At 55.1% G+C, this 17,445-nt stretch carries 12 protein-coding genes, 7 tRNA genes and 3 rRNA genes; all 22 read right to left on the minus strand.

The window, feature by feature from the left end; translation table 11 throughout:
• Positions 1-64 precede the first annotated feature (64 nt).
• The 22 genes from rplA to ABNF92_RS07530 all read right to left on the minus strand — a co-directional run bounded on the left by rplA (position 65) and on the right by ABNF92_RS07530 (position 17,420).
• Positions 65-763, minus strand: a complete 699-nt coding sequence (rplA, locus tag ABNF92_RS07425) for a 50S ribosomal protein L1 (protein ID WP_008174833.1) — start codon at positions 761-763, stop codon at positions 65-67.
• A gap of 1 nt (position 764) precedes the next feature.
• Positions 765-1,196: a 50S ribosomal protein L11 gene (rplK, locus tag ABNF92_RS07430; RefSeq protein WP_008174831.1), complete on the minus strand. Its 432-nt coding sequence runs from the start codon at positions 1,194-1,196 to the stop codon at positions 765-767.
• 118 nt (positions 1,197-1,314) lie between these two features.
• On the minus strand, positions 1,315-1,848 hold the full coding sequence (gene nusG, locus ABNF92_RS07435) for a transcription termination/antitermination protein NusG (RefSeq protein ID WP_069184020.1): 534 nt from the start codon (positions 1,846-1,848) through the stop codon (positions 1,315-1,317).
• A 12-nt stretch (positions 1,849-1,860) separates the two neighbouring features.
• Positions 1,861-2,229, minus strand: a complete 369-nt coding sequence (secE, locus tag ABNF92_RS07440) for a preprotein translocase subunit SecE (protein WP_349343838.1) — start codon at positions 2,227-2,229, stop codon at positions 1,861-1,863.
• Positions 2,230-2,262: 33 nt separating this feature from the next.
• Positions 2,263-2,338, minus strand: a tRNA-Trp gene (locus ABNF92_RS07445).
• 37 nt (positions 2,339-2,375) lie between these two features.
• On the minus strand, positions 2,376-3,572 hold the full coding sequence (gene tuf, locus ABNF92_RS07450; RefSeq protein WP_136629937.1) for an elongation factor Tu: 1,197 nt from the start codon (positions 3,570-3,572) through the stop codon (positions 2,376-2,378).
• Between the two features lie 51 nt (positions 3,573-3,623).
• Positions 3,624-3,699: transfer RNA gene (locus ABNF92_RS07455), tRNA-Thr, on the minus strand.
• Positions 3,700-3,713: 14 nt separating this feature from the next.
• Positions 3,714-3,788: transfer RNA gene (locus tag ABNF92_RS07460), tRNA-Gly, on the minus strand.
• 11 nt (positions 3,789-3,799) lie between these two features.
• Positions 3,800-3,884, minus strand: a tRNA-Tyr gene (locus ABNF92_RS07465).
• 39 nt (positions 3,885-3,923) lie between these two features.
• A tRNA-Thr gene (locus tag ABNF92_RS07470) sits at positions 3,924-3,999 on the minus strand.
• Between the two features lie 31 nt (positions 4,000-4,030).
• Entirely contained in the window at positions 4,031-4,699 is a 669-nt protein-coding gene (locus tag ABNF92_RS07475) for a hypothetical protein (RefSeq protein WP_291910536.1), read from the minus strand.
• The gene (locus ABNF92_RS07480) at positions 4,696-5,430 is read right to left on the minus strand and encodes a type III pantothenate kinase (RefSeq protein ID WP_209398991.1); all 735 of its coding nucleotides are present in this window, start codon (positions 5,428-5,430) and stop codon (positions 4,696-4,698) included. Before ABNF92_RS07480 ends, ABNF92_RS07475 begins: the two co-directional genes overlap by 4 nt.
• Entirely contained in the window at positions 5,427-6,392 is a 966-nt protein-coding gene (locus ABNF92_RS07485; protein WP_349343839.1) for a biotin--[acetyl-CoA-carboxylase] ligase, read from the minus strand. The genes ABNF92_RS07480 and ABNF92_RS07485 overlap by 4 nt, the downstream gene beginning before the upstream one ends.
• Positions 6,393-6,494: 102 nt before the next feature.
• Positions 6,495-8,897: a DUF6160 family protein gene (locus ABNF92_RS07490; RefSeq protein WP_349344068.1), complete on the minus strand. Its 2,403-nt coding sequence runs from the start codon at positions 8,895-8,897 to the stop codon at positions 6,495-6,497.
• A 20-nt stretch (positions 8,898-8,917) separates the two neighbouring features.
• Positions 8,918-9,466, minus strand: a complete 549-nt coding sequence (locus tag ABNF92_RS07495) for a hypothetical protein (RefSeq protein WP_349343840.1) — start codon at positions 9,464-9,466, stop codon at positions 8,918-8,920.
• A complete protein-coding gene (locus ABNF92_RS07500; protein ID WP_306344456.1) occupies positions 9,463-10,470 on the minus strand; it encodes a hypothetical protein in 1,008 nt (335 codons plus the stop codon). Before ABNF92_RS07500 ends, ABNF92_RS07495 begins: the two co-directional genes overlap by 4 nt.
• A gap of 81 nt (positions 10,471-10,551) precedes the next feature.
• The gene (locus ABNF92_RS07505) at positions 10,552-11,751 is read right to left on the minus strand and encodes a hypothetical protein (protein WP_349343841.1); all 1,200 of its coding nucleotides are present in this window, start codon (positions 11,749-11,751) and stop codon (positions 10,552-10,554) included.
• Positions 11,752-11,983: 232 nt separating this feature from the next.
• Positions 11,984-12,098 (minus strand): 5S ribosomal RNA (gene rrf, locus ABNF92_RS07510).
• Between the two features lie 99 nt (positions 12,099-12,197).
• Positions 12,198-15,089 (minus strand): 23S ribosomal RNA (locus ABNF92_RS07515).
• 324 nt (positions 15,090-15,413) lie between these two features.
• Positions 15,414-15,489, minus strand: a tRNA-Ala gene (locus tag ABNF92_RS07520).
• A gap of 223 nt (positions 15,490-15,712) precedes the next feature.
• Positions 15,713-15,789, minus strand: a tRNA-Ile gene (locus ABNF92_RS07525).
• A 91-nt stretch (positions 15,790-15,880) separates the two neighbouring features.
• Positions 15,881-17,420, minus strand: a 16S ribosomal RNA gene (locus tag ABNF92_RS07530).
• The 16S, 23S and 5S rRNA genes sit together here with 2 tRNA genes alongside, the layout of an rRNA operon.
• Between the last annotated feature and the right edge of the window lie 25 nt (positions 17,421-17,445).

Here is a 17,445-nt window from a genome sequence, read left to right on the forward strand (position 1 = left end):
GGGCCTGCGGTCTTTGACAGCCTTGGCTTCCGCCCAGACTACAAAGCAACCATCGATCAAAGAATCAAATAGCGAGACCGCTCTGATCGATAGTCAGGCCAGGACCCATAGTCGAGGAAATGGTGATCTTCTTGAGATACACACCTTTCGCCGACGAGGGCTTGGCCTTTTTCAGATCTGCCACCAGAGCCTCAAGGTTTTCCTTGATGTTCTGGGCAGAGAATTCAACGTTACCCAGCGGAGCGTGGATAATGCCGTTTTTGTCGGTACGGTAACGAACCTGACCAGCCTTGGCGTTTTTGACCGCGGTCTCAACGTCAGGGGTCACGGTGCCGACCTTCGGGTTCGGCATCAGGCCACGGGGACCAAGGATCTGGCCCAGTTGACCAACAACACGCATGGCATCCGGAGTGGCGATAACCACGTCGAAATCCATGTTGCCTTTTTTCACTTCATCCGCCAGATCGTCCATACCGACAACGTCTGCACCAGCAGCGGTTGCTTTTTCGGCATTGGCGCCCTGGGTGAACACAGCAACACGAACGGTTTTGCCGGTACCGTGCGGCAGCACGGTGCTGCTACGGACAACCTGATCGGATTTACGCGCGTCAACGCCCAGGTTGACGGCCACGTCGACAGACTCTTTGAATTTCACGTTCTGGCCCAGTTCGACCAGCAGTGCAACTGCCTCGTCAACCGAGTAAGAGCGAGTAGAGTCTACCTTTTCACGAATAAGCTTCTGACGCTTGCTCAGCTTTGCCATGTTACAGGCCCTCCACGTTCAGGCCCATGCTGCGGGCGGTTCCTGCAATGGTACGCACCGCTGCGTCCATATCGGCAGCAGTCAGATCCGGCTCTTTGGTCTTGGCGATCTCTTCAAGCTGCTCGCGGGTCACGGTACCGACTTTCTCGGTGTTCGGACGACCAGAGCCGCTCTTGATACCAGCAGCCTTCAAAAGAAGAACCGGTGCAGGCGGGGTCTTGGTAATAAAGGTAAAGCTACGATCACTGTAGACGGTGATCACAGTTGGAATCGGCAGACCAGGCTCCATGTCCTGGGTCTGGGCGTTGAACGCCTTACAGAATTCCATGATGTTTACGCCGCGCTGACCCAGTGCAGGACCAACGGGGGGACTCGGGTTGGCCTTACCGGCAGCAACCTGAAGCTTGATGTACGCTTCAATTTTCTTTGCCATGATAGATCTCCTATGGGTTCAAACGCCTTTCGGCTCCCCGGTTATTACAACTGCCAAGAGCAGACACAAAAAGCCCGCGTCGCTTGAGCGCGCGAGCTTTCAGATTCCTCGTTGCCGGTCAGTCCTTCTCGACCTGCCCAAACTCCAGCTCTACCGGAGTTGAACGCCCGAAAATCAGAACAGCAACTTTGACTCGACTCTTGTCGTAGTCAACTTCTTCAACCACGCCATTGAAGTCCGCAAACGGCCCTTCAATAACACGAACAATCTCACCCGGCTCGAATAGAGTCTTCGGCTTGGGCTTGTCAGCGCCACTCTCTACCCGACGCAGGATTGCTTCCGCTTCCTTTTCGGTGATTGGCGCAGGCTTATCCTTGGTACCACCAATGAAGCCAAGGACGCGCGGAGTATTCTTTACAAGGTGCCACGTCGCGTCGTCCATTTCCATCTGGACCAGTACGTACCCGGGATAGAACTTGCGCTCACTCTTGCGCTTCTTTCCCTCTCGCATCTCAACGACTTCCTCGGTCGGAACCAGGATTTCGCCGAAACGGTCTTCCATCTCGTGCAGCGCAACGCGCTCCTTGAGAGTGCGCATTACCTGCTTTTCGAAGCCAGAATACGCATGAACGACGTACCAGCGCTTAGCCATTGCCCACTCCTGTTAACCGATAAACCCGGCGACCAGCCAGCTGATCAGCGAGTCCATACCCCACAACAAAAGCGCCACAACCAGCACAAACACCACAACAATCGCTGTCGTCTGCACGAGCTCGGGCCTGGTGGGCCATACCACTTTCCGGATCTCTACTCTCGCTTCCTTCAGCAGCGTCGCGAAACGACGACCGCGGTCGGTCTGGAGGGCAACAAGCGCCGCCACAATGGCGAGACCTACAAGAGCCAGAACCCGATACAGCAGAGACTCGGCACTAAAATACTGATTCCCCACCACACCGATGGCGATCAGAACGAAAACAACCAGCCACTTCAGGAAATCGAAACGGCTGGTTGACTGAACGGCTTTTGACTCCATAGGAATCAACTTATGTATCCGGATGTTAAAAAATGGCAGGCCAGGAGGGAATCGAACCCCCAACCTGCGGTTTTGGAGACCGCTGCTCTGCCAATTGAGCTACTGGCCTGCACCGAAACAACTCAGCGCACTTACTTTCGAGTCAATTACTCGATGATCTTGGAGACTACGCCGGCACCAACGGTACGGCCGCCTTCACGAATCGCGAAGCGCAGACCATCTTCCATGGCGATCGGAGCAATCAGGGTAACACTCATCTTGACGTTGTCACCCGGCATAACCATTTCCACACCTTCCGGCAGCTCGCAAGAACCGGTTACGTCGGTAGTACGGAAGTAGAACTGCGGACGGTAGCCCTTGAAGAACGGAGTGTGACGACCACCTTCTTCTTTGGACAGCACGTACACTTCGCACTCGAACTTGGTGTGCGGAGTGATGGAACCCGGAACCGCCAGAACCTGACCACGCTCAACGTCGTCACGCTTGGTACCACGCAGCAGCGCACCAATGTTCTCACCAGCACGACCTTCGTCCAGAAGCTTGCGGAACATCTCAACACCGGTGCAGGTGGTCTTCTGGGTATCACGAATACCAACGATCTCAACTTCATCACCGGTCTTCAGGATGCCACGCTCAACACGGCCTGTTACAACAGTACCACGACCGGAGATGGAGAAGACGTCCTCGATCGGCATCAGGAACGGCTGATCGATCGCACGCTCCGGCTCAGGGATGTAGTCATCCAGAGCTTCTACCAGCTTCTTGACAGCGGTAGTACCCATCTCGTTGTCATCCTTGCCTTCCAGCGCCATCAGCGCGGAACCAGTGATGATCGGTGTGTCGTCGCCCGGGAAGTCGTACTGGCTCAGCAGATCACGAACTTCCATCTCGACCAGCTCGAGCAGCTCTTCATCGTCTACCATGTCCGCTTTGTTCAGGAACACAACGATGTAAGGTACGCCAACCTGACGGGACAGCAGGATGTGCTCACGGGTCTGCGGCATGGGGCCGTCAGCTGCGGAGCAAACCAGGATCGCGCCGTCCATCTGCGCCGCACCAGTGATCATGTTCTTAACATAGTCAGCGTGGCCCGGGCAGTCTACGTGAGCGTAGTGGCGGGTCGGTGAATCATACTCAACGTGGGAGGTGGCGATGGTGATACCACGCGCACGCTCTTCCGGTGCGTTATCGATCTGGTCAAAGGCACGACTCTCACCGGTACCGAACACTTCGTGACATACACGAGTCAGCGCTGCGGTCAGAGTGGTCTTACCATGGTCAACGTGACCAATGGTGCCCACGTTCAAGTGCGGCTTATTACGTTCAAACTTAGACTTAGACATTTGACCAATCTCCCTAATCAACCAGGATCGTGACGTTGACCGGATAAATAATGGAGCTCATGGGCGGATTTGAACCGCCGACCTCACCCTTACCAAGGGTGTGCTCTACCAACTGAGCTACATGAGCATTACAAAACAAATTGGAGCGGGCAGCGGGAATCGAACCCGCGTCATCAGCTTGGAAGGCTGAGGTAATAGCCACTATACGATGCCCGCAAGCAATTTAGTGGTGGAGGGGGCAGGATTCGAACCTGCGAAGGCGATGCCGTCAGATTTACAGTCTGATCCCTTTGGCCACTCGGGAACCCCTCCGAGTCGGACCTGCTTATGCAAATCCGTCAAAACTTAAAGTGGAGCTGGCGGACGGAATCGAACCCCCGACCTGCTGATTACAAGTCAGCTGCTCTACCAACTGAGCTACGCCAGCTCACATTCGCCTCGTCAGCGAGGGCGGTATACTACGGATTTTTTTCTGGCGTTGCAACACCTTCACAAGGCCTGATTTCAACGAAATCGAAATTGCTGCCGTAATCCGCTTTCACCGCCTGAACCAGTTCTTTAGCGAGTTCCGGTTCCGCCTCAAAAGAGAGCGCGTAGCTTATCTGATTTCGGGGGAAGTTGACCAGTACCGCATTAAGATTCTGACGTTTTTTTTCTTCCAGCACGGATATTGCAGATTCCCTGGACTCGAATAGCCCCAGGGAGATCGCATTGCGGTTCTCGCCCTCGGTGACCAGATAGGAATCAATCCCCTGGCGCTGAATGTCACGGAACTGGCGCAACGCCACGGCTTCAGGTTGGGGCGGGATGAGGACCCAATGCAAGGGCGGCAACTCTCGCTCGACTTCTTCGACCTTGAAGCCGGCTTCCTCGGCAAGGGGCTGGTTGGCCACTAGCCTTCGCGCACGCTCCGCGGCTTCGATCCATCCTAGGCGTACACAGGACAAGTCAGAGCGCCCTGACGGTATCGCCACCGCATCGTTACGAGGATCCGGAGACTTCAGGCTGGCCACCCGCGGCAAGCTACCACTGGCAACTTTGGCCATTCCGCCGGATGGACCGACGAAGTCTGGCAGGTAATAGATGCCAATACTGACCAGTACCAGCACCAGTGCCAACCACCTCATTCTGACGAGTCCTCGGCATGAATCGCACGCAGGCCGCTCAACACGAGGTCGGGCCGATGGGTACCAGGCAGCCCCAGGCCAATCAGGCGATTCGCATCACCGCCAGTCACCAACAGATCAGACAACCCGTGCTTTCGGGCGTCAGCGATAACACGCTCGATCATGGCACCGGAAAGCCAGGCAAGACCATGGTTCACGCATTCCCCGGTATTCCGTCCCGGGTCTGTCGCCAATCCCTGATCAGGGTCGAACCAGATTCGCGCCGCGTCCGTCCTGAGACTCCGCAGCATCATTTGCAACCCCGGAAGGATATACCCACCGAGATGCTGGCCACTCGTATCCACATAGTCGATGGTAACCGCACTGCCGGCATCCACCACCACGAAGCCCTGCTTGTGATCGAGCCAGGCGCCATACATTGCGTGCCAACGATCTGCCCCCATTCTCGATACATCCTGGTAGGCGTTTACAAGTCCGTTACGGGACTGCTCGGACCAGTAGAACTTCACCGGCGCCGGACAGAGCTTTGCAAGTGAATCCATCAGATGGGTGCGCCTTTCTTCGGAAGCAACGGTGGATATGGCAACACCCCTTACCTGCCTTATGAGCTCTCCTGCTGAGCTCAAAGGGTTCTCATCTTCCAGTGATCCGGTGCCTGTTGCCAGAGTGCAATCCTGGTCATCCAGACACCACTTCAACCGGGTATTGCCTGCATCAATAAAAAGCTTCATGACACCACTCGCAGACTGATTTCCCCTGCGCGTACCGGAACAGTCCCGGTTTGGGTCCGTATCTGGTAGTTTCCCGCGTCATCGATACCACAGCCGACGCCTTCAACACCACCACCCCGAGCCTGAAGCGGCTTCCCCATAAAGATATCCCTTCGCTGCCAGGGCTCGCGGAAATCCGCGAAACCGACATCCGAAAACAGGGGCACCGCATCCAGAACCGCATCGATAATGGCGCCGGCAATCTGATTCCGCGACCAGTCGACGTTCGGGCATGCCCTGGCAAGACTGCTCCAGGGCTGATCGACACCCTCGGCCCGGGACATGTGAACGTTCAGACCAATGCCGGCAATCACTTGCACAACGCCCTCTTCGAGTTCGCCCTGCAGCTCCACGAGAATGCCGCCAAGCTTTCCGTCGGGCAGAAAAATATCGTTCGGCCATTTGAGCCCCACCTCGGGCACTCCCAGTCGCTCCAGGGCATTGGCCACCGCAACCCCCAGTACGAGACTCAACCCGTCCAGTACCCCGAAACCACCGTGAAACGTCAGGCCCATGCTCAGATACAGGTTTTCACCCCGAGGGCTCTGCCACACACGTCCACGTCGCCCGCGCCCGGAGGTCTGGCAGTCGGCCATGACCACCGGAATACCCCGGGTACCGGCCGTGATCTGTCGGATCACTTCGGCATTGGTCGAATCCACTTCATCAAGCACGGTCAGCGCCAGTTCCTCTTCCCGCCCGGAGGCAATTCCATCAAGCACTGCCGCAGGGTCGAGCAAGTCGACCCGGGACACCAGTTGGTAGCCGCGCCCACGGATCGTGGCAATATCCGCACCTTCGTCCATTGCGCGACGGATCTGTTTCCAGATTGCCGTGCGACTGACCCCGAGTTTTTCGGCCAACGCAGCTCCCGAATGGACCTGTCCGTCACTGAGCAGCTCTATAAGTGCCTTGGATTTCATTACACGCATCCAGCCATGAGAGTGGGTAAGGCCGGATTAAACACCAGGGGAAGGAAAAAGACAAAGTCGGCAGCCTGCCTTTGCGAATTGGCTGCCGACAGATCAGGGAATCGGTGTCGCGGTGAGGTTCGCCTTGATATCGAAGTTCTGCATTTTCACACCGTATACCGCGGTTTGTGCTCCGCCAACGGGGTGGACCAGATCAATGTTATTGATGGAGAGCTCCTTGAACTGACTTCTCGCTTTCACGGCAAAACCCAGCGGGCGATTTTCGGCTTCCTGCAGGGTCGGATTGGCCACATAGCGATAACCCGAAGCTGATGCGCCATCCATGATTTTCTCGTCACCCCGGTTGCCAACCACGCCCAGAGCGTCAGGACCGTCCGTCTTTTTTACGACCCGGGTCTGGTAGACATCCACGGAAAGGTCGGTGCGCAGGCCAAACGAATTGTCTTCCACGCCATCACCATCGAAGTCACCGCCATCGCTGGTATGGATATCGTTCAGAACCAGACGCGTGCCCGTTCCATTCACAGCTTCGCCAACGCCATTGGTTTCCCGGTTGGTTTCCCAGGTCAGCGCGTTTTTTCGGTCCTCACCGGCGGCCTTTGCAAACACCTGCTTCAGGCGCACAGTCAGCCCTTCCTCACCCCGGGCTTCCCAGACACCTCCAGAGCTGACACAGGACGATGGACTGTCACCAACGCCACCGGCGCAGACATCACCGGCGCCTCCCGGCACGATCGTCATACTGCTCCCGGTTTCATATTTCTGGACCACGAATCGCCCAAAACTCCGGCCTGATTCCTTGTCACCAATCCTCAGGTTGCCGATGTCCATGGTGCTCCAGGCTTCGCTTTTGACAATCGCAAGCCCCTCCTGCGTGACGTCGACTGTCATGCCCCGAACGTGGGAATCATAATCCAGCTCGGTGATCCAGAGCCCCTTCTGCGGAACCTCGCCGTTACCCTGATCGTAGGGCACCGCGATAATGGCGGCCTTGCCATCATGAATCCGGACATCCGAGTTGATGGTAATCCCCTCACCCGAGGCACCACCGGGGCCAAGCGTCATATGGCCATCCAGTTCAAACTCATAGGCAGGATAAAAGCCCAGCGCCAGCAGCAGCTCAGTGCCACCCTGCAAGGGAGCATCCTCACTGCCCACCCGCAGACCGTTGATCCGGTATCCAGCCCGGACATCCTCAAACCCGATGCGCAGGCCATCGAAAAACTGGGTGCCATTGATCATCTCATTGCGAGTCACGTTAACCGTAACATCACCCTGCCCCCACGACTGAAGGCCGCTGAAGATCACCCTGTTCCCGTCTTCCGTGTAGCTGAAATCGGCAAGCCGCAAGCTCCATTCCGTAGCGAGCCGCAAGCCCTGGGGGCCGGCATCCGGATGACCACCGCCCTGGAGATAGACCGCATTGGAATAGTTGCGTCCATTGAACAACTGGTCCTCAAGCAGAAAGCTGACGTTCACCTCTCCGATGCTTCTCCCACTGCCGCCAACCTCAATGGCACCGATATTAAACTGCCCGGCCAGGGAGCCAAGGGTCAGGGCAAGGGCCGGACGATTCCTCCAGTCGGTTGTCACATCAAGCCTGAGGTCGTTGATTCGATAGCTTCCGGTGATGTCCCTGAGGGCCAGAGCCTTACCGTCATCCATATAGAGGAAGGTCGCCGAGTGAATAACCGTCTCGTTATCGATGCGAAGGCCTTCCCCGGAGCGCCCGCCGGCGGTAATGCCGGTGCTGGACGAAAGATCGTAGCTACCGCTCAGGCTACCGTAACTGGGTAGCAGTTGACCCGAGCCAGAATCCACGGATACGCCATGATTCAGGGGGTTATTGCTGTAACGGATTGCGCCAACCTCCCAGTTACCAACAATCCTTGGCGCATCCAGGGCCAGGGTGTCGCCGACGACATCCAGCGTTACCCCCAGGGCCTCCACGTTCATGGTGATATCATCCAGGAACACTTCATTACCGTTGGTGCGATAACCCAGGCGGCCGCCGGTCATGGTGTAGGCCGAGTCGAACGTATAGCCGGCCCCGCCAACGGAACCACCTTGGCGGATGTTCAGATATCCCTCCAGGGTATGGTCGAAAAAGACGCCACCCATACTGACTCCCGGCGCCCCGGCGAGGCGGATATCTCCGAACTCCACTCTCCGATCCTCGACCAGGTAATCAAGGTTCAGGGACGCATCGTCCTCGATGTCGATCCGAACCAGATGAAACGCCTGACCTGCAGAATCGATGGCAGAACCAACCCGGAAGCCTTCCAGATGGATGCCTTTGTCATCGTCATAGTAGGACAAACGATCTGCTGTCAAGGCAAGGTCCAGCTCCATGGTCAAGCCACTCTGACCGCTGATGTTGGCCAACGCGGTGTCGTCGAGGCTTTTCATATCGGCAAATCCCCAGGAGGCGTTGATCAGGCACGCCAACCCGATAGCCGTCAAGGTAAATGGCCTGCTACTGTCCGGAGCCCACATAATCATCAACCTCTTGCCCATTACGGATTACCGGCAGGAAACACAAGCAGGTTGCCTTCCATGACAACTTCTCCTCGCATATCCACTGAGAATATGTCCGTCTGTTGAAACCCTGGGGCGGTTGGCCGCGCTGTACTACTGGCGGAGATATTGAATTGGACGTCATTGAACCGGACGGTGTTTGGCAAGCCCAGTTCCAGAACATCCCGGTTGAACTGCTCTCCATCACCCCCGAACCCGGAATCAACGGTGCGGACCCGCAGTGTCAGCCCCTCAAACGCGAAATTACCGCGAATATCATCAAGGACCATCCAACCCCCATTGTCTTTAAGGCGGTAGGCAAAGCGGGCACCGCACTTTTTGTCGGCATCGTCACAGCGTCCGAAATAGCTGTTCTCAACGGGACCACCCATCTCGTTGATACTGATGTCGCCGGACAGATAGATCCCGCCTTGGCCCGAGATGTCTGAAAGGGCTTCATCACCAAGTCGGGAGAGCTCCGCGAGGGTCGGCGGAGCAAGCAGCAAAATAGCGAGGGCTAGAGACGTTCTGCACAGGATGGCTTTCATTGGCTCAGATCCCTCGTTTTTATATTCAGATGCTGTATGAGCATGCCCTGGACTCGGGCTGAGCCAAAATCACGGTCGCCTACACTGAAATTCCCGATCTTCAGATTGCTGCGGAATTCCGGATTGGTGTAATAGGACTCGTAGAAATCCCAGGCTTCAGCATCGCTGCTACTTCTCAGGCCGTCCGCACCGATCTCGCCCGGTTGAGGACGCCGAATCGCGGCCACCTCCACCACAAAGTTTCCACTACCATCAACATCGAAGAAAACCGGCTGAAGCTGATTACCAATTGCAAGCTCAAGCGCAAAATTACTCATCAGAATTCGTGAGCCACAGCTGGAGCCATCCTGTGCGCAGGCGTTTATCGACAATTCCGGAGAATAAAAATTGAGCTTGAACTGTCCAACCATTTGGCGCCGATCGTCGTCCCCCCAGAGACGCAGATAACTTCCGTCGATAACAGCGCTCTTGGCGTGAATATTGATGTTGGCAGACCGGTCGTCACCCACCGCGACGTTCATCTGCATACCAATATCCGCACGTTCCCCAATGTAATCCACAGTGGCCGGGCGACTGGAACAGGTGCCGCTGCCTAAACCGGCACTGGAATCCATGCAATCGTAGCCCTGGCCGGCAGAAACCCTGGAACTGGCCGCAAACTCCAGAACCGCCTTGTTGGCGATGCCGATTTCGTTGCCATCTACAACATCGATTCGCCAAGGGTTAAGAAGCCGCCCAAGGTTCACCGGACCCAAGGCCTGGCCATAGTTGCTATTGGCGCCAGAGATATAGAGGTGGTTCACCGTTATATCGACATCACGACCATCAGTGCTCTTGATGCCTCCGATCCGAAAAATGCGTGCCTGCTCACCCGATGCATCCGGCTCGTCTGTTCCGTGGGAAAATTTAAAATTCTCCAAGACCAGGCCGATACCAGCACCGTCAATTCCAGCCATTTCCGTTTCCGAGAGGCCCTGAAGCTCTGCCTCGGCATAACCAGGCATGACCAGTACGCTCCAAACTGTAAGAAGAGGAAATACGGAAACAAGAACTGTCTGGAACTGAACCATGTCATAAAGCGCTCCTCAGAACAGGCCTTTGCCGCGGTCGATGTACTCGGTACGGTAACGCTGGGTGCCATAGAGCGCCTCGTTGAGATTCACCTCAGTCGCTCCGTTTGGGATATTGAAGAATGCACCCGAGGTTGCCCTGATGAAATCCTCGGGCGTGAAGTCTGTTTTCTTTACATCTTTCAACCATTCCAGATCCTTGGTCTGGAAGGAAATGAAGGCGCCATCAGCCGGGCCGGTGATTCGCCTTTCGCCGTTGACCTCACCGACTTCGCCCACGGGGAAGCTGTTGTAGATATCCAGGTCGAAGCAGGAGTCGATCCCCAGGACAAGGCAATCCTGGGCGTAGACATAAATGTCTCCCCCGGAACAGCTGAAAAAGGAACAGTCAGGAACTTCAATCCGGGAGCTCGATCCCCAGCCGATCAGGTTCTGTACCGACCAACGGGTAAATCCACTGGCGCCTTCAAGCACGAATCGCTCACCGTTCGGAATGCCAATGTATTCGGCTCTTATGGGATCCAGCTCGCCAATGTTTGGATCGCCCTCTGCTCCATAAACCAACTCGGCTTTGGTGGAGAGCGGACTACCACCCTCAAGGAGTGGCGTCAGGAGAACAATCAGTTGATCAAACAGATTCCCGGAGGAATTTGCCTCTGAGAGCCCCTCACCTCGATCAATAATATCCACGTTCACATTACCGGTCAGGGTTTCGATCTTCCCTGAGAGAACGCCCATGGATTCGCCGAAACCAAGCCGAAAGCCGACCACTTCATCGGTGTCTTCATCAAAGGCGAATTCCAGGAAGGGATTCTGGATGTGGAAAGGGACTATCTCACCCTCGCCATAAGCGCTGCCGTTAGCCTTTCGCTGCCTGGGGGCTTCGGGGTTCGCGTCAAAATAGGCCTGATTATTGATATAACCAAGGGCAAAATCTTCAATATAGACGTCCGAGGTGCCCGGCTTTTCACCTTCCCGGTCGTAACGCCCCATTTCCAGGACATCTACGTTGGTCTGGATTTCAATGTCCATTCCAAGATTGACCCGGGTATAGGCGGTATTGTCGTTGGCATCAGGATGGTACTGGCGATCAACGGATACAAAAGCCTGCCCTGCAACTTCAGACATCTGTTGGTCTGAAATCGGGCGCAAATCGGCGTTGACCCCCGAGGCCAGTAAAGGCAGGAGGAGAAGCGAGGAAATTGTTCTACTCATAGTCACATCTCACCGCTGCCGCTTCTTATTGTTGGCGGCTGATTAAAAGATGACTGATGAGCGTCTCTGAGGCTGGCTTCGGTTTTTGGTGTTGTTTTCGCCAGTTCTTTTACAGAAGTTTAACGCTGGTTACACGTTGTCACTGTGCGCAGCGTCATGGTTTTGGGATTTCTCAGATTTCAGGCAATAAAAAACCCCAGCATCGAGGATGCTGGGGTTTTAGGTGTTAGGAGCCTGACGATGACCTACTCTCACATGGGCAACGCCACACTACCATCGGCGCTGGTCTGTTTCACTTCTGAGTTCGGGATGGGATCAGGTGGTTCCAGACCGCTATGGTCGTCAGGCAAAACGGTTGATCACTGGGGGACGGGATAGAACTGAGTGATGTTGATTTCGTTTGAGCGGTTAGGCTCTGCATTATCCGCAATTGTCTTGGGTGTTATATAGTCAAGCCGCACGAGCAATTAGTATCGGTTAGCTCAACGCCTCGCAGCGCTTACACACCCGACCTATCAACGTCCTGGTCTTGAACGGCTCTTCAGGGACCTCGAGGGTCCAGGGAGATCTCATCTTGGAAGGGGCTTCCCGCTTAGATGCTTTCAGCGGTTATCCTGTCCGAACATAGCTACCGGGCAATGCGACTGGCGTCACAACCCGAACACCAGAGGTTCGTCCACTCCGGTCCTCTCGTACTAGGAGCAGCTTTCCTCAAATCTCCAACGTCCACGGCAGATAGGGACCGAACTGTCTCACGACGTTCTAAACCCAGCTCGCGTACCACTTTAAATGGCGAACAGCCATACCCTTGGGACCGGCTTCAGCCCCAGGATGTGATGAGCCGACATCGAGGTGCCAAACACCGCCGTCGATGTGAACTCTTGGGCGGTATCAGCCTGTTATCCCCGGAGTACCTTTTATCCGTTGAGCGATGGCCCTTCCATACAGAACCACCGGATCACTATGACCTACTTTCGTACCTGCTCGACGTGTCTGTCTCGCAGTTAAGCGGGCTTGTGCCATTACACTAACCGCATGATGTCCGACCATGCTTAGCCCACCTTTGTGCTCCTCCGTTACGCTTTGGGAGGAGACCGCCCCAGTCAAACTACCCACCACACAGTGTCCTCATCCCCGATAAGGGGACCAAGTTAGAACCTCAAACATGTCAGGCTGGTATTTCAAGGTTGGCTCCATGAGAACTGGCGTTCCCACTTCAAAGCCTCCCAGCTATCCTACACAAACATGCTCAAAGTTCACTGTGAAGCTATAGTAAAGGTTCACGGGGTCTTTCCGTCTAGCCGCGGATACACCGCATCTTCACGGCGATTTCAATTTCACTGAGTCTCGGGTAGAGACAGCGCCCCCATCGTTACGCCATTCGTGCAGGTCGGAACTTACCCGACAAGGAATTTCGCTACCTTAGGACCGTTATAGTTACGGCCGCCGTTTACCGGGGCTTCGATCAAGAGCTTCGCGCAAGCGCTAACCCCATCAATTAACCTTCCGGCACCGGGCAGGCGTCACACCGTATACGTCCACTTTCGTGTTTGCACAGTGCTGTGTTTTTAATAAACAGTCGCAGGGGCCTGGTATCTTCGACTGGTCTCAGCTCCACCCGCAGGGGCTTCACTTACTGCCAGCGTGCCTTCTCCCGAAGTTACGGCACCATTTTGCCTAGTTCCTTTACCCGAGTTCTCTCAAGCGCCTTGGTATTCTCTACCTGACCACCTGTGTCGGTTTGGGGTACGGTCTCGAATAGCCTGAAGCTTAGAAGATTTTCCTGGAAGCATGGCATCAATGACTTCCCGCTCTATGAGCAGTCGTCGTCACGTCTCAGGATTGTGGACCCGGATTTGCCTAAGTCCACTCCCTACTCGCTTAAACCGGGACAACCGTCGCCCGGCTCACCTAGCCTTCTCCGTCTCTCCATCGCAGCTATCCAAGGTACGGGAATATTAACCCGTTTCCCATCGACTACACCTTTCGGTCTCGCCTTAGGGGCCGACTCACCCTGCGCCGATTAGCGTTGCGCAGGAACCCTTGGTCTTCCGGCGTGCGGGTTTTTCACCCGCATTGTCGTTACTCATGTCAGCATTCGCACTTCTGATACCTCCAGCATGCTTCTCAACACACCTTCGCAGGCTTACAGAACGCTCCCCTACCCCGCATACAACGTATGCAGCCGCAGCTTCGGTGACCAGTTTGAGCCCCGTTACATCTTCCGCGCAGGCCGACTCGACTAGTGAGCTATTACGCTTTCTTTAAAGGATGGCTGCTTCTAAGCCAACCTCCTAGCTGTCTGAGCCTTCCCACATCGTTTCCCACTTAACTGGTACTTGGGGACCTTAGCTGGCGGTCTGGGTTGTTTCCCTCTTCACGACGGACGTTAGCACCCGCCGTGTGTCTCCCGGATAGTACTCACAGGTATTCGGAGTTTGCATCGGGTTGGTAAGTCGGGATGACCCCCTAGCCGAAACAGTGCTCTACCCCCTGTGGTATTCGTCCGAGGCGCTACCTAAATAGCTTTCGGGGAGAACCAGCTATCTCCGGGCTTGATTAGCCTTTCACTCCGATCCACAAGTCATCCCCTGGCTTTTCAACGACAGTGGGTTCGGTCCTCCAGTGCCTGTTACGGCACCTTCAACCTGCTCATGGATAGATCGCCCGGTTTCGGGTCTATGCCCAGCGACTAAATCGCCCTATTCAGACTCGGTTTCCCTACGGCTCCCCTAAACGGTTAACCTCGCCACTGAACATAAGTCGCTGACCCATTATACAAAAGGTACGCCGTCACGGAACAAGTCCGCTCCGACTGCTTGTACGCATACGGTTTCAGGATCTATTTCACTCCCCTCACAGGGGTTCTTTTCGCCTTTCCCTCACGGTACTGGTTCACTATCGGTCAGTCAGGAGTATTTAGCCTTGGAGGATGGTCCCCCCATGTTCAGACAGGATATCACGTGTCCCGTCCTACTCGATTTCACCAGACTCAGGTTTCGGATACGGGGCTATCACCCACTATGGCGGCACTTTCCAGAGCCTTCTCCTACCAGTTGTCTAGCTTAAGGGCTAGTCCCCGTTCGCTCGCCGCTACTTAGGGAATCTCGGTTGATTTCTTTTCCTCGGGGTACTTAGATGTTTCAGTTCCCCCGGTTCGCCCCTTACACCTATGGATTCAGTGTAAGGTACCGACCCGAAAGTCGGTGGGTTTCCCCATTCAGAGATGCCCGGATCACAGCTTGTTTGCCAGCTCCCCGAGCCTTATCGCAGGCTTCCACGTCTTTCATCGCCTCTGACTGCCAAGGCATCCACCGTATGCGCTTAGTTGCTTGACTATATAACCCCAAGACAACTGATCACGAATCCACACCCATCACCAGGCAAGCCTGATTCAGAGGTTTATTCGAGACAGCCACTTGAAGCAATAGAACAACCACTTCAACGACAACACCGGATAACGCTTGAAATCGCTATCACTTTGAACATATTCCTCTCGGAGATAATGAGAGAAATATCTTCGTGTTCTATCTCGTCCAATTTGTTAAAGAGCAAATCTGACCCAGTGATCAGAAAGAAGATCTTCAGCTACAACTCGCAATCGAGTCACACAACTGAAAAGCTTGTTTCTGCACACTGCTAACCGGAGTTAGTCAGTAATTTGGTGGAGCTAGGCAGGATCGAACTGCCGACCTCCTGCGTGCAAGGCAGGCGCTCTCCCAGCTGAGCTATAGCCCCAGAACTTGTCCAGCTTCCGTTACTCGTCGTTGCAGCATTCATTCGCATCAGTCATGACCCATCGAGGGTCACTCCTTCACTCATTCAAGCTGCGCCTAGATTAACGTAATCTGTCCTGCGCTCTGCTATCGTCTCCAAGACCAGGATTTTGCTGATCTAGGCGTCAAAGTGCGCCGCATAGCCTGCTATGCAAGTGCTTTGACAACGACGAGCAGTGAAATTCTGGTGGGTCTGGGTGGACTTGAACCACCGACCTCACCCTTATCAGGGGTGCGCTCTAACCACCTGAGCTACAGACCCAAAAACACGGGCCTGCAACGACCCATCTGCTCTCTTTATTCAGCCAACCAAGTAATTCGTGTGGACTCTGACCGAAGCGTTCGGCTTCGTTTAAGGAGGTGATCCAGCCGCAGGTTCCCCTACGGCTACCTTGTTACGACTTCACCCCAGTCATGAACCACACCGTGGTGATCGTCCTCCCGAAGGTTAGACTAACCACTTCTGGTGCAATCCACTCCCATGGTGTGACGGGCGGTGTGTACAAGGCCCGGGAACGTATTCACCGTGACATTCTGATTCACGATTACTAGCGATTCCGACTTCACGCAGTCGAGTTGCAGACTGCGATCCGGACTACGACGCGTTTTGTGAGATTGGCTCCCCCTCGCGGGTTTGCAGCCCTCTGTGCGCGCCATTGTAGCACGTGTGTAGCCCTGGCCGTAAGGGCCATGATGACCTGACGTCATCCCCACCTTCCTCCGGTTTGTCACCGGCAGTCTCCCTAGAGTTCTCAGCCGAACTGCTAGCAACTAGGGATAGGGGTTGCGCTCGTTACGGGACTTAACCCAACATCTCACGACACGAGCTGACGACGGCCATGCAGCACCTGTGTCAGAGTTCCCGAAGGCACCAATCCATCTCTGGAAAGTTCTCTGCATGTCAAGGCCAGGTAAGGTTCTTCGCGTTGCGTCGAATTAAACCACATGCTCCACCGCTTGTGCGGGCCCCCGTCAATTCATTTGAGTTTTAACCTTGCGGCCGTACTCCCCAGGCGGTCTACTTAGTGCGTTAGCTGCGCCACTAAGACTTCAAGAGTCCCAACGGCTAGTAGACATCGTTTACGGCGTGGACTACCAGGGTATCTAATCCTGTTTGCTCCCCACGCTTTCGCACCTCAGTGTCAGTATTGGTCCAGAGTGCCGCCTTCGCCACTGGTGTTCCTTCCTATATCTACGCATTTCACCGCTACACAGGAAATTCCACACTCCTCTACCATACTCTAGCCTGACAGTTCGAAATGCCGTTCCCAGGTTAAGCCCGGGGCTTTCACATCTCGCTTATCAAACCACCTACGCGCGCTTTACGCCCAGTAATTCCGATTAACGCTTGCACCCTCCGTATTACCGCGGCTGCTGGCACGGAGTTAGCCGGTGCTTCTTCTGTGAGTAACGTCAAGGCTGGCCGGTATTAACGACCAACTTTTCCTCCTCACTGAAAGTGCTTTACAACCCGAAAGCCTTCTTCACACACGCGGCATGGCTGGATCAGGGTTGCCCCCATTGTCCAATATTCCCCACTGCTGCCTCCCGTAGGAGTTCGGGCCGTGTCTCAGTCCCGATGTGGCTGATCATCCTCTCAGACCAGCTACGGATCGTCGCCTTGGTAGGCCTTTACCCCACCAACTAGCTAATCCGACATAGGCACATCCAATAGCGCAAGGTCCGAAGATCCCCTGCTTTCCCCCGAAGGGCGTACGCGGTATTAATCCGGGTTTCCCCGGGCTATCCCCCACTACTGGGCAGTTTCCTATGCATTACTCACCCGTCCGCCGCTCGTCAGCGGGGTGCAAGCACCCCCTGTTACCGCTCGACTTGCATGTGTTAAGCCTGCCGCCAGCGTTCAATCTGAGCCATGATCAAACTCTTCAGTTTAAATCATATAGCAATCCGAAGATCG

It is taken from the genome of Marinobacter sp. MMG032, from assembly GCF_040112695.1.
Classification (GTDB): Bacteria; Pseudomonadota; Gammaproteobacteria; order Pseudomonadales; family Oleiphilaceae; genus Marinobacter; species Marinobacter salsuginis.